General features: G+C 68.0%; 20 protein-coding genes. 11 read left to right on the forward strand and 9 right to left on the reverse strand.

All coding sequences use genetic code 11. The features are described from left to right. Positions 1–19: 19 nt before the first annotated feature. The 5 genes from ACZ9YD_RS04450 to ACZ9YD_RS04470 form a co-directional block, all read right to left on the reverse strand. On the reverse strand, positions 20–1219 hold the full coding sequence (locus ACZ9YD_RS04450; protein WP_465073940.1) for an EmrA/EmrK family multidrug efflux transporter periplasmic adaptor subunit: 1200 nt from the start codon (positions 1217–1219) through the stop codon (positions 20–22). Then, positions 1216–2718, reverse strand: a complete 1503-nt coding sequence (locus ACZ9YD_RS04455) for an efflux transporter outer membrane subunit (RefSeq protein ID WP_465073941.1) — start codon at positions 2716–2718, stop codon at positions 1216–1218. The genes ACZ9YD_RS04450 and ACZ9YD_RS04455 overlap by 4 nt, the downstream gene beginning before the upstream one ends. Positions 2719–2720: 2 nt before the next feature. Further along, on the reverse strand, positions 2721–3179 hold the full coding sequence (locus ACZ9YD_RS04460) for a MarR family winged helix-turn-helix transcriptional regulator (protein ID WP_465073942.1): 459 nt from the start codon (positions 3177–3179) through the stop codon (positions 2721–2723). 105 nt (positions 3180–3284) lie between these two features. After that, complete coding sequence (locus ACZ9YD_RS04465) at positions 3285–4010, reverse strand: hypothetical protein (protein ID WP_465073943.1); 726 nt, start codon at positions 4008–4010, stop codon at positions 3285–3287. A gap of 31 nt (positions 4011–4041) precedes the next feature. Next, positions 4042–4830, reverse strand: coding sequence for a cytochrome C assembly family protein (locus ACZ9YD_RS04470; protein ID WP_465073944.1), 789 nt, complete (start codon positions 4828–4830; stop codon positions 4042–4044). 116 nt (positions 4831–4946) lie between these two features. Between ACZ9YD_RS04470 and ffh the strand changes: the two genes are divergently transcribed. From ffh to rplS, 7 genes are all read left to right on the forward strand, one after another. Further along, complete coding sequence (ffh, locus tag ACZ9YD_RS04475; RefSeq protein WP_232136093.1) at positions 4947–6320, forward strand: signal recognition particle protein; 1374 nt, start codon at positions 4947–4949, stop codon at positions 6318–6320. Positions 6321–6435: 115 nt separating this feature from the next. Continuing rightward, on the forward strand, positions 6436–7506 hold the full coding sequence (locus ACZ9YD_RS04480; RefSeq protein WP_465073945.1) for an NAD(P)H-dependent flavin oxidoreductase: 1071 nt from the start codon (positions 6436–6438) through the stop codon (positions 7504–7506). Continuing rightward, complete coding sequence (locus ACZ9YD_RS04485; RefSeq protein ID WP_465073946.1) at positions 7503–8324, forward strand: aminotransferase class IV; 822 nt, start codon at positions 7503–7505, stop codon at positions 8322–8324. Before ACZ9YD_RS04480 ends, ACZ9YD_RS04485 begins: the two co-directional genes overlap by 4 nt. A 94-nt stretch (positions 8325–8418) precedes the next feature. Further along, positions 8419–8685, forward strand: a complete 267-nt coding sequence (rpsP, locus tag ACZ9YD_RS04490; RefSeq protein ID WP_232116211.1) for a 30S ribosomal protein S16 — start codon at positions 8419–8421, stop codon at positions 8683–8685. Positions 8686–8723: 38 nt separating this feature from the next. Continuing rightward, entirely contained in the window at positions 8724–9251 is a 528-nt protein-coding gene (rimM, locus tag ACZ9YD_RS04495) for a ribosome maturation factor RimM (RefSeq protein ID WP_465073947.1), read from the forward strand. 180 nt (positions 9252–9431) lie between these two features. Then, positions 9432–10199 carry a tRNA (guanosine(37)-N1)-methyltransferase TrmD gene (trmD, locus tag ACZ9YD_RS04500; RefSeq protein ID WP_465074677.1) on the forward strand — a complete coding sequence of 256 codons (768 nt, stop codon included), beginning with the start codon at positions 9432–9434 and terminating at the stop codon, positions 10197–10199. Positions 10200–10345: 146 nt separating this feature from the next. Next, entirely contained in the window at positions 10346–10789 is a 444-nt protein-coding gene (rplS, locus tag ACZ9YD_RS04505) for a 50S ribosomal protein L19 (RefSeq protein ID WP_465073948.1), read from the forward strand. 343 nt (positions 10790–11132) lie between these two features. Here the strand turns inward: rplS and ACZ9YD_RS04510 are convergent, their stop codons facing one another. Further along, positions 11133–11465 carry a PepSY domain-containing protein gene (locus tag ACZ9YD_RS04510; RefSeq protein WP_465073949.1) on the reverse strand — a complete coding sequence of 111 codons (333 nt, stop codon included), beginning with the start codon at positions 11463–11465 and terminating at the stop codon, positions 11133–11135. Between the two features lie 129 nt (positions 11466–11594). On the opposite strand from ACZ9YD_RS04510, the gene ACZ9YD_RS04515 reads away from it, so the two are divergent. The 4 genes from ACZ9YD_RS04515 to ACZ9YD_RS04530 are packed head-to-tail and all read left to right on the forward strand — an operon-like array spanning position 11595 to position 14324. Next, positions 11595–11915, forward strand: coding sequence for a PepSY domain-containing protein (locus ACZ9YD_RS04515; protein ID WP_465073950.1), 321 nt, complete (start codon positions 11595–11597; stop codon positions 11913–11915). After that, positions 11915–12577, forward strand: coding sequence for a response regulator transcription factor (locus ACZ9YD_RS04520; RefSeq protein WP_465073951.1), 663 nt, complete (start codon positions 11915–11917; stop codon positions 12575–12577). Before ACZ9YD_RS04515 ends, ACZ9YD_RS04520 begins: the two co-directional genes overlap by 1 nt. Then, entirely contained in the window at positions 12574–13914 is a 1341-nt protein-coding gene (locus tag ACZ9YD_RS04525) for an ATP-binding protein (protein WP_465073952.1), read from the forward strand. The genes ACZ9YD_RS04520 and ACZ9YD_RS04525 overlap by 4 nt, the downstream gene beginning before the upstream one ends. Next, a complete protein-coding gene (locus ACZ9YD_RS04530; protein WP_465073953.1) occupies positions 13911–14324 on the forward strand; it encodes an RNA-binding S4 domain-containing protein in 414 nt (137 codons plus the stop codon). The genes ACZ9YD_RS04525 and ACZ9YD_RS04530 overlap by 4 nt, the downstream gene beginning before the upstream one ends. Before the next feature lie 7 nt (positions 14325–14331). On the opposite strand, the gene ACZ9YD_RS04535 is transcribed toward ACZ9YD_RS04530, so the two are convergent. From ACZ9YD_RS04535 to mutS, 3 genes are all read right to left on the reverse strand, one after another. After that, positions 14332–15282: an SDR family NAD(P)-dependent oxidoreductase gene (locus ACZ9YD_RS04535; protein ID WP_465073954.1), complete on the reverse strand. Its 951-nt coding sequence runs from the start codon at positions 15280–15282 to the stop codon at positions 14332–14334. A gap of 150 nt (positions 15283–15432) precedes the next feature. Then, the gene (gene katG, locus ACZ9YD_RS04540; RefSeq protein ID WP_465073955.1) at positions 15433–17679 is read right to left on the reverse strand and encodes a catalase/peroxidase HPI; all 2247 of its coding nucleotides are present in this window, start codon (positions 17677–17679) and stop codon (positions 15433–15435) included. A gap of 525 nt (positions 17680–18204) precedes the next feature. Further along, complete coding sequence (gene mutS, locus ACZ9YD_RS04545) at positions 18205–20805, reverse strand: DNA mismatch repair protein MutS (RefSeq protein ID WP_465073956.1); 2601 nt, start codon at positions 20803–20805, stop codon at positions 18205–18207. Between the last annotated feature and the right edge of the window lie 90 nt (positions 20806–20895).

Below are 20895 nucleotides of genomic sequence, written 5' to 3' on the forward strand. Positions count from 1 at the left end.
CGGACTCGGCGGCGGCGGATCAGCGACGGGCGACAGTGGACGCCGGCAGGTTCTGCGCGATGGTGCGCTCGATAAGCGCATCGGCCTGCGCGAGCTGTTCGGCATAGGCATCGGTCGACAGCAGCGGCGTGTTGCGCGGCGCGTCGACAGAGGCGAGCACGGCGCCGTCCTGGTCGCGGATGGCGACATCGACGTGCATCGACAGGCCGAGTCGCAGCGGATGTTCGACGACCTGCTTCGGGTCGAGTTCGATCCGCACCGGCACGCGCTGCACGATCTTGATCCAGTTGCCGCTGGCGTTTTGCGCCGGCAGCAACGAGAACGCACTGCCCGTGCCCATGCCGAGACTCGCGACGCGACCGTCGTAGCGCACGTCGCCGCCGTAGAGATCGGCGTGCACTTCGACCGGCTGGCCGATGCGCATCTTCGTCAGCTGGGTTTCCTTGAAGTTCGCTTCGATCCACACCTGTTCCAGCGGCACGATCGTCATCAGCGTATTGCCCGGCGCCACGCGCTGGCCGAGTTGCACCTCGCGCTTGGCGACATGGCCCGACACCGGCGCGACGATCGCCATGCGCTGCAGGTTGAGCCACGCCTGGCGCAACTGGCCGGCAGCGGCCTGCACCTGCGGCTGGCTGGCGATCTCGGTCGCATCCACCAGCGCGCGGCTGCGTGAGAGCTGGCCCTGCGAACCCGACAGCGCCGCTTCTGCGCCGGCCAGAATGTCGCGGGCATGTGCGAGTTCCTCGCGCGACACCGCGCCGCTGGCGACAAGCCCCTCGCGACGCTTCACGTCCTCGCGCGCCTGGCGTACGGCGACCTGGCGCGCGGTCAGATCGGCCTGGCCGGACTCGACGCTGCTGTAGAGCCCGCGCACCTGGCGCACGGTGCCGGCGAGGTTGGCGACCGCCTGGTCATAGGCGACCTGCGCGTCGTTGGGATCCAGATGCACCAGCGCCTGGCCGGCTTCGACGCGCATGCCTTCGTCGGCGTCGATCGAGACGACCGTGCCCATCGTCTGCGGCACGATGCTGACGACATTGCCCTGCACGTAGGCGTCGTCGGTGTCCTGGTGCCACCGCGCGACCAGCAGGTACCACGCGGCCCAGCCGATACCGGCGATGATGGCCACAGCGGCGAGGATCAGAAGCGCGCGACGGCGCTTGCCGTTCTTCTGCGGCGCGGCGGCGGTGGCAACGGAATTGGATTCGGAACTCATGGCGTGGTCGCCCCGGCAAGGTCGTGCATGGAAGAGTTGGGTGCGGCCGGCGCGAGGCCGCCGCCGAGCGCGCGGTCGAGATCGACCGCCGCGCCGAGACGTTGCGCCCGCAGCGTGGCGAGCTGCTGTTCGAGCTGGAGCAGCGGCCGTTGCGCGGCGAGCACATCGAGCTGGTTGCCGAGGCCTGCCTTGTAGCGGGTGTCGGCGAGTGCGAGGGCCTGACGTGCGGCTTCGGTGGCTTCACTGACCGTCGCGATCTGCGCATCGAATGCACGCGCCGACTGCAGGGCATCGGTCACTTCGCGCAGGCTCGTCACCAGCGTCTGGTTGTAACTGGCGACGGCGAGGTCGTAGTCGGCATCGCGTTGCGACAGGCCCGCGCGCAGACGACCACCGTCGAAGATCGGCAGGCTGATTGCTGGGCCACCCAACCCGAACGCCGCGTCGCTGCCGAACAGATCCGAAAGATTACCGGCGGCCAAACCGACCAGCGCACTGAGATTGACGCTCGGCTTGAACGCAGCTTGCGCCGAATCCACGCCGCGCGATGCGGCTTCGACCCGCCAGCGCGCAGCGACGACGTCGGCGCGATGGCCGAGCAGTTCGCTCGGCAGCACCGCCGGCACGTTCGGCGCGGCGGCCCGCAGCAGTTGCGGACGTGCGATGTCGAGACCACGATCCGGACCCTTGCCCAGCAACGCGGCCAGCGCATTGCGCAGCGCGTCGATCTGCTGTTGCGCGGCCTGCGCTTGCTGGCGCGCGATGCCGATCGAGGTATCGGCGTTGCGCAACTGCAGCTGGTTGTCGAGACCGGCGTCGACGCGTTGCGCGGCGAGATCGCGCAGGCGGCTCGCCCGCGCCTGTTCGCGGGCGGCGACCTCCTGCATGTCGAAGGCCTGCGCCAGCGCGATATAGGTGCGCGCGACGTTCGCCGACAGGGTGAGCCGCGCCGCCTGCGCATCCACTTCGGCGGCGCGCGCCTGACCGGCCGCGGCTTCGAACGTGGCCCGCTGGCCGCCCCACAGATCGGGGGTCCAAGCGAAGTTCAACATCAGGATATTGCTGACCTTGAAATCGCCGCCCAGCGGTTCGGGCGCGATGGTCGCGGGCAGTTGCACGCCACTCACGCGCGCGCTGGCAGCGAGCGTCGGGTTGCGCTGCGCATCGGCCAGTCCGGCCTGCGCACGCGCGCTGCGGGCGCGGGCGTCTGCCGCGGCCAGTGACGGGCTGTCGTGCAGGGTCTCGTCGATCAACGCGTCGAGCTGCGGATCGGCGAACGCCGTCCACCAGTCGGCGTGCGGGAAGTCGGCGGCGCTCAGTCCGGTGACGCCGAGGCTGCGCGCGGTGGCGAGCGTGTCGGCATCGGTGGCCGTCAGCTGCGGTGCGAGGCCGCGGCTGCTGGCGCAGCCGGCGAGCAGCAGGGCCGACGCGAGCGTGGCAACGATCGGCAATGCGGCAGCCCGCGCCCGGCGCGGGGCGCGTGTCGTGGAAGAAACCATGGTCACTGTCCGGGGAAGGAGAGGTTGTCGCGAACCTGTTCGAGGACGCGGATGAACTGCAGGCGCTGCGCCTCATCCATGCCCGACATCGCGCGCTCGCGCACGCGGTTGCCGCACTGGTCGATGTCGCGCCAGATCGCCTGGCCTTGCTCGCTGAGTTGGATGCGCACGACGCGCCGGTCGCTGGGATCGGCGTGCCGCTCGACCAGGCCGCGTTCGATCAGCTTGTCGATCAGCCGTGTCATCGCGCCGGGATTGAGCTCGGCGGCGCGCGCCAGATCGGTGGCGCCGGTGGTGCCGAGGGCGAGCTTTTTCAGCGTGATGTACTGGCTGAAACTCAGATCGTGGCCGGACTTCGACAGCTCATCGGCCATCCGCGCCCACATGGCGTCACGGACCTGCCGGAACAGCAGGCCGAGCGAGGAACCGCTGGAAGACGCGCAGGGGCGGGTGGTGTCCATGGGCGCGCATATTCCTCGCCCATGCAATTGTTGTCAAGGCAAGTATTGTTGCGGCAAGCGGAGCTTTCGTAGCGGGTTCGCGGTCATTCAGATCAGGATTCGGGCTCAGCCGCCGGGCACGAGTCCGTAGGGCTGACGCAGTTTGCGTTCGGGCTGGTCGGGATCCGCGCCGATCCGGTACAGCCACGCCGCGGCATCGCCAGCCGCCCGGAGCCGGGTCGCGGCCAGGCCTTCGGCGACTTCGGTCTCCACCGCGATCACCCGGCCATCCGGGCCGAAGGTCAGGACCCAGACGAAGCGGCCGCTGTAGTCCGCCGGCGCGATGTCGGGCAGGTAGCGCGTGCGGCCGTTGACGAAGGTGCGGTCGCTTCGATGGAAGGCGGCGGTGTCGAGACTGTCGGCGACCTCGATCGTCGCCTCCGCGGCAATCTGCCCGTCGAAACGCAGGACTACGCGGCGCATGCCCGGTGTCACGCCGAGCGCGGCCAGATCGACATCGCGGCAGCGGACGACCTGCGACGGTGCACCGGTTTCGGCGCCGACCCATAGCGCGTGCCGCCCGTGCGCATCATCGATCTCCAATCGGACCTCCACCGTACGCTGCGGAAACGCGGCTGATTTCCAGCACGCAAGGTGCGGGACCTCGGGCCGGGTCAACAGTCCCAGCGCAACCGGCCGCGCGTCCGAGCCGGGTGCGGGGGCCTCCCACAGGAACTCGATGTGGCCGTGGATCGGCGAAGCAGACGCCACATCGTCAGCGGCGAGCGCGCCCGCTGACGACAGGCACGCGAGTGCAGATGCGAGAACAGCGGCGGACGTCCATGTGCGCATGCGTGTCCTGTTCGATCAAGAAAGCGCGCCGTCAGACGGTGCGCCGCAGCACCAGCTCCAGTACGAACTTGCTGCCGAAGAACGCCAGCACCAACAGCGCCATCGCGGCCAGCGTCCAGCCGACCGCGCGGGCGCCGCGCCAGCCGTGGCGCCATCGACCGAACAGCAGGGCGCCGAAGGCCAGCCACGACAGCACGCTGAGCACGGTCTTGTGCATCAGGTGCTGGGCGAAGAAATCGTCGACAAACAGCACGCCGCTCACCAGCGTTGCGGTGAGCAGGATGAAGCCCACCCAGATCGTGCGGAACAGCAGCGATTCGAGTTCGGTCAGCGGCGGCAACGCGCGCAGCCAGCGGTGGAATTCGCGTCGGCGCAGCGCGCGTTCCTGCGCCGACAGCAACAGCGCGAGCAATGCGGCGACGGCAAGCGCAGCGTAGGCGAGCAGCGCGCACCAGGCGTGCATCTGCAGGCGCCAGTCGAGCGTGTTGGACGAAGGATGCGCAGCCTGGCCGTAGCTGAGCAGGGTGAGTGCGGCGATCGGAAACACGATCACGCCCAGCGCCGCCATGCGCCCACGCACGTCGTAGAGCACCGTCAGCGCGGCCATGCCGAGGCCGACCAGCGACAGCGCCGCGAAGAAGTGCAGTTCTGCGCCGACATCGCGCCACACCAGCACATGCGCGGTCACGTGCAGTGCGATCGCGCCAAGCGCGGGCGCTGCCCACCAGAGCCTGCCCGGCGCCGGCTCGCGCGCGACGCCGCGCACGAGCGCCGCGGCCGCCAGCAGATAGAGCAGGGCTGCGATGAGAACGATTGTCATCGCGCGAGTGTCTCATGCCGGGCGCTTCCGAAGGGAGCATCGCGGCGCGTGGACAACGGACCGCGCAGGGCAGCGGGCTATAATCGTCGGCCGTATTCCGTCGCATCGAGTCCCGCATGTTCGAGTCCCTGACCCAGCGCCTGTCCGGCACCATGGAGCGCCTGCGCGGCCGCGGTCGTCTGACCGAAGAGAACATCCGCGAGGCCACCCGCGAGGTGCGCATCGCATTGCTGGAAGCCGACGTCGCGCTGCCCGTGGTGCAGGCGCTGATCGAGCGCATCAAGGTGCGCGCGGTCGGCCAGGAAGTACTCAAGTCGCTGACGCCGGGCCAGGCGCTGATCAAGGTTGTGCGCGACGAACTGACCGCGGTCATGGGCGCGCAGGCCACCGAGCTCAACCTCAACGTGCCGGCGCCGGCGGTGATCCTGATGGCCGGCCTGCAGGGCGCGGGCAAGACCACGACGGTCGGCAAGCTCGCAAAGCTGCTGAAGGAAAAGCGCAAGAAGAAGGTCATGGTGGTCTCGGCGGACGTCTACCGTCCGGCCGCGATCGAGCAGTTGAAGACGCTGGCCGAGCAGGTCGACGTGCAGTTCTTCCCGTCCGAATCCTCGCAGCAGCCGGTCGACATCGTGCGCGCGGCAATCGCCGCGGCGAAGAAGTCCTTCATCGACGTGCTGCTGGTCGACACCGCCGGCCGCCTCGCGATCGACGAAGCGATGATGGACGAGATCAAGGCGCTGCATGCCGCGGTCAATCCGGTCGAGACGCTGTTCGTCGTCGACTCGATGACCGGCCAGGACGCCGCCAATACCGCAAAGGCCTTCGGCGAAGCGCTGCCGCTGACCGGCGTGGTGCTGACCAAGACCGACGGCGATGCCCGCGGCGGCGCGGCGCTGTCGGTGCGCTACATCACCGGCAAGCCGATCAAGTTCGTCGGTACCGGCGAAAAGGTCGACGGCCTCGATGTCTTCCATCCCGAGCGTGTCGCCAGCCGCATCCTCGACATGGGCGACGTGCTGTCGCTGGTCGAGCAGGTCGAAGGCCAGGTCGACAAGGACAAGGCGCAGAAGCTCGCCGAGAAGGTCGCCAAGGGCAAGAAGTTCGACCTCAACGACATGCGCGACCAGCTCGAGCAGATGCAGAACATGGGCGGCATCGGCAGCCTGATGGAGAAGCTGCCGGGCCTGGGCCAGGTGCCCGAGCACCTCAAGCAGCAGGTCAGCCAGGGCAAGGAAGTGCCGCGGATGATCGCGATCATCGGCTCGATGACGAAGAAGGAACGCCGCAATCCGAACCTGCTCAACGGCTCGCGCCGCGCGCGCATCGCCGCCGGTTCCGGCACTACGCCGTCCGACGTCAACAAGCTGATGAAGCAGTACATGCAGATGGAAAAGATGATGGGCAAGATGGCCCGCGGCGGCATGAAGGGGATGATGCGCGGCCTGCAGGGGATGATGGGCGGCATGGGCGGCCGCATGCCGTTCCGTTGAGTGCCGGCCCGATGTCCTGCTGCGCTTGCCAGATGACGCGCCTGCGATGCCCGGAAGGAACCGCCACGCGGTTCCTGGCAGCGCTCGCAACGGACCTCGAGCAGGGACGACTCGCATGAAATCCGCGGTCCGCCAGGGCAGCGATGCCTTCTGTTCCCGCTTCGGATTGCGCCTGCCGGTGCTGCTGTCACCGATGGCGGGCGCATGCCCGGTCGCGCTGTCGCACGCGGTGATCGACGCCGGCGGCATGGGTGCGATGGGCGCGGTGCTGTCGCAGCCCGACGACATCGGCACCTGGATGCACGCGCTGCGCGCCGCAGGCGGCGGGCCGGCCCAGATCAATCTGTGGATTCCCGACCCCGCGCCGGTGCGCGATGCCGCGGCAGAAGCGGCGACACGTCAGTTTCTCGCACAGTGGGGCCCCGCCGTGCCGGTCGAGGCCGGCGATGCGACACCGGCCGATTTCGATGCGCAATGCGCGGCGTTGCTCGCGACGAAGCCCGCGGTGGCCTCGTCGATCATGGGCGTGTTTCCGGCGCCGTTCGTCGCGAGGCTGAAAGACGCCGGCATCGCCTGGTTCGCCTGCGCGACGACGCTCGACGAAGCACTCGCGGCCGAAGCGGCCGGCGCCGACGCCGTGGTCGCGCAGGGTTTCGAAGCGGGCGGGCATCGCGGTGCCTTCGATGCGGCCAAGGCCGATACGCAACTGGTCGGCCTGTTCTCACTGATCCCGCGACTGGCCGATGCGCTGCGCGTGCCGGTCATCGCTGCGGGTGGCATCGCCGATGGGCGCGGCATCGCGGCGGCGCTGACATTGGGCGCGAGCGCAGTGCAGATCGGCACCGCGTTCCTGCGTACGCCGGAGGCCGGCGTCGCATCGGCCTGGGCCGAGGCATTGGCATCGTCGGAGCCCGAACACACCTGGCCGACACGCGCCTTCAGTGGCCGGCTCGGCCGCGCGCTGGCAACGGATTACGTGCGCGCGGCCGCATCCGGAAACGCACCACCGCCGCAGCCCTATCCCGTGCAGCGCGCCTTGACGGCGCCGATGCGCGCGGCCGCGGCGCGCGATAACCGGATCGATGCGATGCAGGCCTGGGCCGGCCAGTCGGCTGCGTCTGCGCAGGCGCGGCCTGCGGCCGAACTCGTCGCCGATTGGTGGCGCACGGCCGACGCATTGCTGTGAACCGGATCGCATCGGCCACCCGCCTCTGGATCGCGGGCCGGCCTGCCGATGCGGTCACGCTGACCGCGCTGCAGACCAATTACGGCCACCTGTCGACGATGCAGGTGCGCGGCGGGGCGGTGCAGGGATTGGGGCGTCATCTCTCGCGCCTGCAATCGGCCAACGTCGAGCTGTTCGGCAGTGCGTTGTCCGCTGCCCGCATCCAGCACGAACTCGCATCGGCGCTTCACGCTGCCGCAGTCGACGACGCCACGCTCCGGGTCTCCGTCGGCGCGTTGGATGTTGCGGCGGTCGATCGGGGCGATGCCGTCGATGTGACGCTGCTCATTGCGCTGTCGCCGCCGCGCACTGCGCCCACGACGCCGCAACGTCTGCAGAGCTGCCGACACCAGCGTCCGCTGGCACATCTGAAGCACCTCGCAACATTGCCGTTGCTGCATGCACGACGTACTGCGCGTGCCGCAGGCTTCGACGATGCGCTGCTGGTCGATGACGCGGGCCAAGTGCTCGAAGGTGCCTTGTGGAACATCGGCTTCGTCGATGCCGAGGGCGCCCTCGTCTGGCCGCAAGGCGATGCGCTGCGCGGCATCACCGAAGGCATGTTGCGTGCAGGTCTGGACGCCGCGGATCTGGCCCAGCGCATCGAACCGGTCCGGCTGACGGACTGCGTCAGCTTCCAGGCGGCATTCGCCTGCAACAGCAGCGGTATGTGGCCGCTGGCGTCGGTCGACGGGCAGGCATTCGCGGGAGATCCGGTCGTTCCAAAGGCGTTGCAGGCCGTTCTGGCGGCCGTGCCCTGGGAGCCGCTTGAGGGCTGAGCGGCCCCGGCTTGCCGAGCAGGCGGGGGTTTCCGCTATAATCGCCGGCTTACCTCGCCACTCTGGCGACTGGGCAACACAGGAAGCAAAGCAAATGGTCAAGATTCGTCTGACGCGCGGTGGCGCCAAGAAGCGTCCGTTCTACCACATCATCGTGACCGACTCGCGCAGCGCGCGCGACGGCCGCAACATCGAGCGCGTCGGTTACTACAACCCGGTCGCCACCGGTGGCGAGCAGCGCATCGTCCTCGACACCGCGCGCGTCGACCATTGGGTGTCCAAGGGTGCGCAGATGACCGACAAGGTCCGCGCGCTGTACAAGGACGCAGGCAAGGTCGCTGCCGCGACCGCCGCTGCCTGATTGACGGGCCGCGCCTGTCGGGCGCGGCCATTGTCGACATGAACGACCCGACGCGCCAACCTCCCCGCCGGATGATCCAGGTGGGCAAGGTCCATGGCGCGTTCGGTGTGCGTGGCGAAGTGAAACTCGAATCCTTCACCGAGCCGCGCAGCGCGATCTTCCGCTACCAGCCCTGGGTGCTGCGCGATCCGCGCGGCATCGAGCGCGCGTGCGAAGGCGCGAAGGGTCGCGAGACGCCCAAGGGCGTCGTCGCGACGCTGCCCGGCGTCGAGGATCGTGACGGCGCCGAAGCGACGCGTGGGCTCGAAGTCTTCGTGCCGCGCGAGGCACTGCCGCCGCCCAAACCCGGCGAGTACTACTGGGTCGACCTCGAAGGCCTGCGCGTGCGCAATGTCGAAGGCGTCGATTTCGGTGTCGTCTCGCATCTGTTCTCGACCGGCGCCAACGACGTGCTGGTGGCGCAGGGCGAACGCGAGCGCATGATTCCGTTCGTCGTCCCGGACTACATCGTGTCGATCGATTTCGACACGGCGTTGGTGACGGTGGACTGGGATTCCGAGTTCTAGAACGGTCCGCCGTTTCTTTGATACGGCCAAGACGGCCGTCGACACACCGCTGCGTAGGCAGGCATCTCGCGCGCTGCGCGATGTGACCGCACGGGAGACGCCATGACGTCCGATACCGCACCGATTACTGATGACGCCGCGTCCGCAGACGAAGTGCGCGCATCTGCTGATGCACGCGCGATCCGCATCGACGTCGTCAGTCTGTTTCCCGATTTCATCAGTCAGGCAGGGGACGTGGGTGTGGTCGGACGGGCGCGCGAGCGCGGCCTGCTGACACTGCAGGGCTGGAATCCGCGCGACTACGCCGAAGGCAATTACCGTCGGGTCGACGAGCGCCCGTTCGGCGGCGGCCCCGGCATGGTGATGCTGATCGATCCTCTGCGCGCAGCGCTCGCCGCCGCCCGCGCGGCCGATCCGGCGCCGGTGCGTGTGATCTACATGAGTCCGCAGGGGCGGCCGCTGGACCAAGCGAAGGTGCGTGAGCTTGCAGCGCTGCCGCGACTGCTGCTGCTGTGCGGCCGTTACGAGGGCGTCGACGAACGCCTGCTGCAGGCGGAGATCGACGAGGAGCTGTCCATCGGCGACTACGTGCTGTCGGGCGGAGAGCTGGCTGCGGCGGTGGTCGTGGACGCCGTTGCGCGCTTGCAGGACGGCGTGCTGGGCGACGCGGAGTCCGCGGTGCAGGACAGCTTCGAAGGCGACGGCCTGCTCGATTGCCCGCATTACACGCGCCCGGTCACGCATGCCTTGGGGCAGGTGCCGGACGTGCTGCTGTCCGGCAATCATGCCGAGATCGCCAAGTGGCGGCGCCAGCAGTCACTTGTGCGCACGCTGGAGCGACGTCCGGACCTGATTGACGAAGCCTCTCTGGGCAAGGCTGACCGTCGTCTGCTGGCGGCTTGGCGGGCCGAGCAGGACGGGGATGCGAGCGGTGGATCTGACGCCTGATCCCGTCCGCCCGGGTGCTGGCATTCGCCCCGCGACCCCGTCTATAATGCGCGGCTAACCCGTTTCACCCCGAGCCCAAGAGCTCGCCGAGCCAGAGCGTGCGTCCACGTGCACCACGCCAATAACGACACCAACAGGCCAAGACCATGACCAACAAGCCCTCTTTGCACACCCTGCTGCAGAACTTCGAAAGCGTCCAGACCACCCGCGAGCTCCCCGAGTTCGGCCCGGGCGACACCGTTGTCGTCAACGTGAAGGTCAAGGAAGGCAACCGCGAGCGTCTGCAGGCCTATGAAGGCGTGGTCATCGGCAAGAAGAACGCCGGTCTGAACTCTGCGTTCACCGTTCGCAAGATCTCGCACGGCTTCGGCGTCGAGCGCGTCTTCCAGACCCACAGCGCGATCATCGATTCGCTGGAAGTGAAGCGCCGTGGCGCCGTCCGCGCCGGCAAGCTGTACTACCTGCGTGGCCTGGAAGGCAAGAAGGCGCGCATCAAGGAAGATCTCTCCGCTTCGGCGAAGGCGAAGAACGAGAAGGCGCGCGCCGACAAGGCCGCAGCTGCTGCAGCGCCGGCTGCCGCTGCCGAGTAATCGGACCGCTCCGAGTCGCACGACGGCCGCCGCAAGGCGGCCGTTTGCGTTTATGGGCTCGCCAGCTTTTTTCTCCCGCTCGTTTGAGTCGAAACGCGAGCAAACCGACACCTCTCCCTACGGGAAAGAGCCTGCCCCGGACCTGATCCGGAGTCGACTCGCAAAGCGCGTCGGGTGAGGGAAGGGTTTCAGCGGCGTGTCGCTGGCCAGCGCCTGCATCGTGAGCCGAAGAAGCGTTCTCGATTCGCCAACACCTACCGCCCAAAACAACCCTGCAAATAAGTAAAAAAAAGGCGCTGAATCAATCCAGCGCCTTTCGTTCCGACAATCTGTCGCCGAACGATCAGTCGTAATCAGCTTCGATCATGCGACCGGTGCGTGCCGAATATTCCAGCTCGACGATGCGGCCATCGTCCCCACGGATGTCGATGTCGTACTCACCGTCGTCGTAGGACACGTCGATGACGCGGCCCGGATGACGACGCTGCGCATCGGCGAGGATGCTGTCGAGCGACGCGCTGTTGGCGCGGAAGCGCGGATCGGCCTGGGCGGCGGCCGCGGCGTGCACGCGGTCATCGTCGCCGCGGCGGTCGTCGCGGTCCTGGGCGAACGCGAGCGGTGCGGCCACGGCGAAAGCGGCGGCGGTGATCAGGCTGGCAATGGCGATACGGGTCATGGTGATGCCTCGGTGTGGGATGGGGTGCACCGGTCTGCAACCGGTTGACGCCAGTCTCCCCATCGCGCTTAACGCGGTTCTGATCGAGCCGTTCACGGTTCTGTTAATCCGCGTCGCCACACTTGCGCCATGCGTACTCTCATTGCTCCGATCGCGCTCGCTACCGTTCTGTTCGCCGCGCCGCTCGCGGTGCCGCTGCACGCTGATGCGCAGGATCCGCAAGGCACCGCCGACTACGCCCGCGACGGCGTGCGCAGCGGCGAATTCGTGCGGCTCGAACGGCTGCTCGCCGATGCCGAACGCCGCTATCCGGGGCGCGTGATCGAGGTGGAACTCGACCAGGACGACGACGAGTACGAAATCGAAATCCTGATGCGCGATGGCCGCGTGGTGGAGCTGAAGTACGATGCGCGCTCCGGGCGCCTGCTCAAGGTCGAGATCGACGACTGATGCGCATCCTGCTGGCCGAAGACGACGTCGAACTCGCGACGCGCGTTGCCGCTGCGCTCGGCGCCGCAGGCTTTGCGGTCGATCGTGCGGAGGACGGCGCGGATGCCGAGTTCCGCGGCCAGACCGAAGCCTATGACGCGGTCGTACTCGATCTCGGTCTGCCGAATCTCGATGGCGTTTCGGTGCTGCACCGTTGGCGCGAGGCGGGCCTCGCCTTGCCGGTCCTGGTGCTCACCGCGCGCAGCCGCTGGCACGACAAACTGGCCGGCTTCAACGCCGGCGCGGACGACTACCTCACCAAACCGTTCCAGATCGAAGAGCTGGTGCTGCGGCTGCAGGCCCTGATCCGCCGCAGCGCTGGTCACGCGTCGCCACGCCTGCGTTGCGGGCCGCTGGAGTTCGATGCGAATGCGGGGCGCTTCGCGCTCGACGGCGATCCGCTCGCCTTGACCGCGCAGGAACACCGCATCCTCGCGTATCTGATCCATCACGCCGGCCGCGTGGTCAGCCGCGGCGAACTCGGCGAACACGTCTACGACAACGGGTTCGATCCAGACTCGAATGCACTCGACGTGCTGATCGGGCGCATCCGCCGCAAGCTCGGCGTCGCCCTGCTGCACACGGTGCGCGGGCAGGGCTTCCGGCTGTCGGAGACACCATGAGCACACGTCGGGTGCTCTCGCTGCGCTGGCGGTTGTGGCTGGCAGGCGCGCTGGGTGTGGCGATCTCGGCGGTGATCGCAGGTGGTCTGCTCGGTGCGATGTTCGAACGCTCCGGACAACGCGCGCTCGACAGCCGACTCGACGATGATTTCGCGACGCTTGCCGGCCTGATCGAAGCGCGTGCGGATGGCGGCTGGCAGTTGCGCCGGCCGCCTGCCGACGAACGCTGGGCACGCGTGTTCTCTGGCTGGTACTGGCGCATCGGTGACGGCGCAGACGCGGTGCGATCGCGCTCGTTGTGGGACGACGAACTCGTCGCCGACGATGTGCCCGGCACTGCGGCGGTGTGGTCGATCGTGGAGGGCCCGCGCGGACAGCAACTGCGCATGCGCGCGCAACTCTTGCGGCTGCCGGGTGTCGCCGACCCCATTCCGGTGCACGTCGCCGGCGATCGCGGCGATGTCATCGCCGAGACGCGTGGCTTTCGGCAGGCGGCGATGCTGGCATTTGCCGGCGCGGCAGCGGCGCTGCTGGCGCTGCTCGCCTGGCAGATCGAATGGGGCCTGCGCCCGCTGCGGCGCATGCGCGGCATCCTGCAGCGCGTGCGCAATGGCGACGACGTGCGCTTCGGCGCGGAACGCTGGCCTGCGGAAGCTGCGCCGCTGGCGGAGCAGATCGACGATCTGCTCGACGAACATGCACGCCGCGTCGCGCGCGCACGCCATGCCGCGGAGGATCTCGCGCATGCATTGAAGACACCGCTGGCCGTGCTGTCGGCCGAAGCGCAGCGTCCGGGTGACGACATCGCCGATGTCGTGTCGTCACAGGTGCAACGTATGCGCGGCGAAGTGGAACGCAGGCTCGCGGGTGGTTTTGCCGTCGATGCGCGTCAACGCACGCCGATTGCCCCGGTGGCCGAGGCCCTGTGCGGGCTGTTCGCACAGACCGCTGGCGATCGCGTGACGCTGCACTGCGAGGTCGCGCCGGATCTCGTGTTCGCCGGTGCGCGTGAGGACTTGGAAGAGATGCTCGGCAATCTCGTCGACAACGCGGTCAAGTGGGCGCGCGCGCAGGTGCGGATCCACGCGGCGCTCGAAGGAGGGCGCGTGCGGATCGCTGTCGACGACGATGGTCCCGGCATGCAGTCCGATGTCATGGCGCAGGCGCTACAACGCGGCGTACGCCTCGACAGCCGGATGCCCGGGCATGGGTTGGGCCTGTCGATCGTCGACGGCATCGCAGCGGGTTACGAAGGGCGTCTCGTGCTCGCGAATCTGCAGGACGGGTTCCGCGCACTGCTTGATTTGCCCGCTGGCGCACCGATATCGGGCGCATGAGCGAAGCACAGGTTCCCAATGCCGCCGGCAGCGTCCGCCTTGATCTCTGGCTCTGGGCGGCGCGTTTCTTCAAGACGCGCGCGCTGGCCAAGCAGGCGATCGAGACCGGCAAGGTCGATGTCGGCGGTCAGCGTGCGAAGCCCGCGCGCGCGGTCCGCATCGGTGATGCACTACGCGTGGCGCGCGGCGAGGAAGTGTTCGAAGTCGCGGTCGCCGGACTGTCGGATACGCGCGGGCCTGCGAGCGTTGCGCAGACGCTCTACAGCGAAACCGAAGCCTCGCGCGAAGCGCGCATGGCGCGGCTGGCCGAGGCGCGCGCTGCGCGGGCCGGCTACCAGGCGCCGGAGCACAAGCCCGACAAGCGCGCGCGGAAACTGATCCGCGCACTCGGCGATATCGACGCACTCTGAAGCGCGTTCACGATGCGGGCAGCCACCCGCGCACCAGCGACTCCGACACCGACCACAGGCGCGCAGCCATGACGGTGTCGCGCTGCACGTCGCTTTGCGGCGCAGGCGCAAAGTCGCGATAGAAGCCGCCGTTGATGCCTGCCGCGCCTGGCGAAGCCGCTAACCAGCACGGCGTCGCCGCACCCTGTTGCACGCTGCGCGCGTCATTGCGGTAGCGGTTGCCGACGTTGCGCAGGATGTTGCTGCGGGTATGGCCGGGCGATACGCAATTGGATGTGGCCCGTGTGCCCGCCAGGCGCCGCGAGAGTTCCAGCGAGAACAGGCCGTTCGCGAGCTTGGAATGCGCATAGCGCGCGTCCCAGCCCGCGCCGGAGAGATCGTCGAACTGGATGCCGCCCGGCGGCGCATTGCGTTCATCGCCGCTGCCGAGCACGACCACGCGGCCCTGCGGCGCGGCGGTTACGCGATCGAGCAGGCGGCGCACCAGCAGGTAATGGCCGAGATGGTTCACGACGAAGGTCTTCTCGATGCCGCGGACATGTTCCAGATCGTCGAGCACCACGCCGGCATTGCAGACCAGCGCATCGACCGGCACATCGAGTGCGCGGATCACGTCGCTCGCGGCGACGATCGAATCGAAATCGGCGAGATCCAGCACGACTGGCGTCGCATGACCCTCGACCGCAGCACAGGCCGCTTCGCCGGATGCACGCGACCGCGCGGTGCCGATCACGTGCGCGCCGCGCAGTGCGAGCACACGCATGGTTTCCTGACCGATGCCGGATGTTGAGCCGGTGACGACGATGGTGCGGCCGCGCAGGTCGAGGCCGGCAGTCGCGTCGTCGGCAGTGGATGTCGCGTCGAGATCCTGCGTGCGTGCGAAGCCGGGCAGGGCGGTCGCCAGTGCAGCCAGCGTGCCGGCCTGCAGCAGGCGGCGCCTGCGGAGATCGAAATGCATCGGTCGTCGGGTCTCTGACGGTTCGGGTCGTCGAGTGTAGGACGGTCGCGTGGCGACATCACGGAGATGCATTGGCCGGAAACGCGAACGCCGATGTATCAGCATCGGCGTCCGATCACACCATCGCCCGAGGGCGATATCGCGCAGCGATCAGCGCAGGTCGTAGCGGTCCAGGTCCATGACCTTCGTCCACGCGGCCACGAAGTCGCGCACGAACTTCTCCTGCGCATCATCGCTGGCGTAGACCTCGGCCAGTGCACGCAGGATCGCGTTCGAGCCGAAGACGAGATCGACGCGCGTGCCGCTCCACCGCTTCGTGCCGATGCCGCGTTCGCGACCCTCGAAAGTGGTGCGGCCCGACGGCGCCCACTCGGTGCCCATGTCGAGCAGATGGCGGAAGAAGTCGTTCGACAGCACGCCGGGTCGATCGGTCAGCATGCCGTGCTGGCCGCCGTCGTGATTGGCGCCGAGCACGCGCAGCCCGCCGACCAGCACGGTCGTCTCCGGCGCGGTCAGCGTCAGCAACTGCGCGCGGTCGATCAGCAGATGCTCCAGCGGCACCACCGAATGGCCCTTGGCGTAGTTGCGGAAACCATCGGCCCAGGGTTCCAGCGCGTCGAAGGATTCGACGTCCGTCTGGTCCTGCGAGGCATCGCTGCGACCGGGCGAGAACGGCACGTTCACCGACACGCCTACATCCTGCGCGGCCTTCTCGACCGCGGCCGCGCCGCCGAGCACGATCAGATCGGCCAGCGACACCTGTTTGCCACCTGCGGCCTTGCCGTTGAAATCGGCCTGCACCTGTTCGAGCGCGGCGAGCACCTTCGCCAGCTGCGGCGGATTGTTGACCGCCCAGTCCTTCTGCGGTGCGAGCCGGATGCGCGCGCCGTTCGCGCCGCCGCGCTTGTCGCCGCCGCGGAAGGTCGACGCCGACGCCCACGCGGTCGAGACCAATTCGGAGACCGACAGGCCGCTGGCGAGGACCGCCTGCTTCAGCGAGGCGACATCCGCATCGTCGATCAACGGGTGTTCGACGGCCGGCACCGGGTCCTGCCAGATCAATACTTCGTCTGGCACTTCCGCGCCGAGGTAACGCGCGCGTGGGCCCATGTCGCGATGGGTGAGCTTGAACCACGCACGCGCGAACGCGTCGGCGAACTGGTCCGGGTTCTCGAGGAAGCGTCGCGAGATCTGTTCGTAGGCCGGATCGAAGCGCAACGCGAGATCGGTCGTCAGCATCGTCGGCAGTTGCTTCTTCGACGCGTCGTAGGCGTGCGGAATCGTCGCCTCCGCGTTCTTCGCCACCCATTGCTGCGCGCCGGCTGGACTCTTCGACAGTTCCCATTCGAAACCGAACAGATGTTCGAAGAAATCGTGGCTCCACTGCGCCGGCGTCTTCGTCCAGGTGACTTCGAGGCCGCTGGTGATCGTGTCGGCGCCCTTGCCGCTGCCGAAACTGTTGTGCCAGCCGAAGCCTTGGGCTTCGAGCGTGTGCGCTTCCGGCTCTTCGCCGACGTGTTCGGAAGGCGCCGCGCCGTGGGTCTTGCCGAAGCTGTGGCCACCGGCGATCAGCGCGACAGTTTCCTCGTCGTCCATCGCCATGCGGCCGAAGGTATCGCGGATATCCGCGGCGGCGAGCAATGGATCGGGATTGCCGTCGGGGCCTTCCGGATTCACGTAGATCAGGCCCATCTGCACCGCGGCGAGCGGATTCTCGAGCTTGCGCGAATGCACATCGCCATCGGCATCGTCGTCCGACACCAGCACGCCGTCGTCGCCGCCCTTGGGCACGCCATGCGAGCCATGCGCGTAGCGCACGTCGCCGCCGAGCCAGGTGGTCTCGCGGCCCCAGTACACGTCGAGGTCCGGCTCCCAGGTGTCATCGCGGCCGCCGGCAAAACCGAAGGTCTTGAAGCCCATCGTCTCCAGCGCGACGTTGCCGGTGAGGATCATCAGGTCCGCCCACGAAATCGCTCGGCCGTATTTCTGCTTGATCGGCCACAGCAGGCGGCGCGCCTTGTCGAGGCTGACGTTGTCCGGCCAGCTGTTGAGCGGCGCGAAGCGCTGCTGTCCACGACCGCCACCGCCGCGCCCGTCACCGATGCGATAGGTGCCGGCGCTGTGCCAGGCCATGCGCACGAAGAGGCCGCCGTAATGGCCGAAGTCGGCCGGCCACCAGTCCTGCGAATCGGTCATCAGCGCGGCGAGATCGCGCTTGAGGCCGTCGTAGTCGAGCTTTGCGAACTCGGCGGCGTAATCGAAATCCCCGCCCATCGGGTCTGATTTCGCGGAATGCTGGTTGAGCAGATCCAGGCGCAGCTGGTTCGGCCACCAGTCGCGGTTGCTGGTGCCGCCGCCGGCGGTCTGGTGGAAGGGGCACTTGGCGTCGGTCGACATGGCTGGAGTTCTCCCGTGTGATCGTTCGGCGATGTCACGTCGGCTGTGGGCCGGCGGACGTCGGAAATCGAGTGTGCGAACAATGGATGACAGCAGGCGTGCACGCGTGGGTGCACGGGCAGGATCAGTCCGCGATGTAATTCGGCGGGCGACAGCGAGCCCAAACTGGCGAGGGATCGATGTGCTGGCGCATGGCTGGCGGCCGCCCGAACTGGACGTTCAGAGTAGGCGCAGTCACTGGCGGGAGGGAAATCGATTGTTCGCTTCTATTCGATAGGGGCGGGCTATCGAGATTGGGCGGGTTATCGCGCAGACCCGCGGGCGCGCGAATGCAGAAAGCTTCGATGCGCGTTATGCCGGCTTGGGCTGGAATCGCGCTTCCACAGCCGGATTGCGGGTCATTCTTCGTGATTCCCGCCCGGTGTGCCGAGACCAGACTGGGTCCCAGCGTGCGCTGGGACGACGGTCCTCAAGACGAGAGCGCGGGAGTCGGCGAGCCGCACCCCGTGGGCCGAGCCGCACCCCTCAGAGCAGTGCCCGCACACGGTACAACGCTTCCAGCGCTTGCTTCGGCGTCAGCTCGTCAGGATCCAGCCCGGCCAGTGCTTCGAGCGCGGCCGAGGCTGGGGCGAACAGACCGATCTGCTGCGGACTGTCGAGTGTGCCGGCCGACATCGGCGCGGGCGTGGGGCTGTCGTGGCGTCGCTGTTCGAGTTCGGCCAGGCGCGCACGCGCGTCGCGCACGACGGCCTTCGGCAGTCCGGCCAGCGCGGCGACCTGCAGGCCGAAGCTGCGGTCGGCCGGACCGGCCTTGACCGCGTGCATGAACACCAGCGTCTCGCCGCCCTGTTTGTCGCGATGCTCGACCGCGTCGAGATGCACGTTGGCGATGCCGCTGCCCGGTTGCGCGAGCGCGGTGAGTTCGAAGTAGTGCGTCGCGAACAGCGTGTAGCTTCGGTTCGCGGCGGCCAGATGGCGCGCGCAGGCATCGGCCAGGGCGAGGCCGTCGTAGGTCGACGTGCCGCGGCCGATCTCGTCCATCAGCACCAGCGACTGGTCGGTGGCGTGATGCAGGATGTAGCTCGTCTCGGCCATCTCGACCATGAAGGTGGACTGGCCCTTGGCCAGATCGTCGCCGGCGCCGATGCGGGTCAGGATGCGGTCGATCGGGCCGATCACCGCACGCGAGGCCGGCACGAAACTGCCGATGTGCGCGAGCAGCACGATCAGCGCGTTCTGGCGCATGTAGGTGCTCTTGCCGCCCATGTTCGGACCGGTGATGACCAGCATGCGGCGCGCACTGAATTCCTCGCCATCGCCGAGCACCAGATCGTTGGGTTCGAACGGTTCGCGGCGCACGGCCTCGACCACCGGATGGCGACCGCGTTCGATGCGGATGCCCGGTGCGTCGTCGAGTTGCGGGCGCGACCAGTCCAGCGCCTGTCCGCGCTGCGCGAAGCAGGCCAGCACGTCGAGTTCGCTGAGCGCGCCAGCGCAGTGCTTGAGTGCCTCGATGCGATCGTTCAGGGCGTCGAGCAGCTGTTCGTACAGCAGCCGCTCGCGGGCCAGTGACCGTTCGCGCGCCGAGAGCACCTTGTCCTCGAAGGTCTTGAGTTCTTCGGTGATGTAGCGCTCGGCATTGGTCAGCGTCTGCCGGCGCGTGTAGTGCGCGGGTGCTTTCGCCGAATGCGCCTTGGAGACTTCGATGTAATAGCCGTGGACGCGGTTGTAGCCGACCTTCAGCGTGGAGATGCCACTGGCTTCGCGCTCGCGTGTTTCCAGATCGACGAGGAACTGGTCGGCGTGGTTGCTCAGGCGGCGCAGTTCGGCCAGCTCGGCATCGTGACCATCGGCGAACACACCGCCATCGCGCGCGAGTACCGGTGGCTGTTCGACCAGCGCGGTGGACAGCAGATGCGCTTCGCCTGCGTGCTCGCCGAGGCTGTCATGCAGGGTGCGCAGTCGCGGCGAATCGAGTGTGCCCAGAACGCCGCGCAGATCCGGCAGCATCGCCAGGCCGTCGCGCAGCGTGGACAGGTCGCGCGGGCGCGCCGAACGCAGCGCGATACGCGTGAGCACGCGTTCCATGTCACCGAGGGCGCGGAAGCGCTCGCGCAATGTCTCGTCGCCGCCGGAATCGATCAGCGTCTGCACTGCATGCAGGCGTTCGCCCAACACGGTGCGGTCGCGCAGCGGCCGGTGCAGCCAGCGCCGCAGCAGACGTCCGCCCATCGGCGTGACAGTGGAATCGAGCACGCCGAGCAGGGTGTTGCGGGTGTCGCCATCGACACGCGTGTCGAGTTCGAGATGTCGTCGGGTCGCGGCGTTCATCGCGATCGCGCCGTCGCCGCTTTCGACGGAAATAGAGGTCAGATGCGGCAAGCGCTGCTTCTGGGTTTCCTCCACATAGCCGAGCAGCGCGCCGGCCGATGCCACGGCCAGTGGCTTGTCGTCGATACCGAAACCGGTGAGGTCATGCAGGCCGAAGAACTGCAACAACTGGCGACGACCGGAATCGCTGTCGAACAGCCACGGCGGGCGACGTCGCGCACCTGTGCGCTCGGACAGGAAGCCCGGCCAGCCGTCTTCGTCGGGCACCAGCAGCTCGGCTGGATCAAGCCGGGCGATTTCCGCTTCGAGCATGTCTTCAGTCGCGCATTCGCAGACCAGGAACCGGCCGCCGGCGAGATCCGCCCAGGCGATGCCGTAATGCCCGGCGCGGTTGCGCGCGACCGCCATCAGCAGCGTGTCGCGACGCTCCTGCAGCAGCGCTTCGTCGGTCACCGTGCCCGGCGTGACGATGCGCACCACTTTCCGTTCGACCAGGCCCTTGCTCGCCGCGGGATCGCCGATCTGCTCGCAGATCGCCACCGACTCACCGAGGGCGACCAGTCGTGCCAGATAGCCTTCGGCCGCGTGATGCGGCACGCCGGCCATCGGAATCGGCGCGCCGGCCGAATTGCCACGCTGGGTCAGGGTGATATCGAGGAGTCGCGCCGCCTTGCGGGCGTCGTCGTAGAACAGTTCGTAGAAATCGCCCATGCGGAAGAACAGCAGCACATCGGGGTGATCGGCCTTGGCGGCGAAGAACTGCTGCATCAATGGCGTGTGCTGGGGCGAGGACATCAAATCGCTCGTTTGGCCGGCCGCATAGTCTGCCCGAAACCGCGGTTTTCCGCGGTCCGGCGTGGCTTCGCGGGTGGCCTTCGGATGGCG

This window comes from Luteimonas sp. AC640a, from assembly GCF_979256585.1.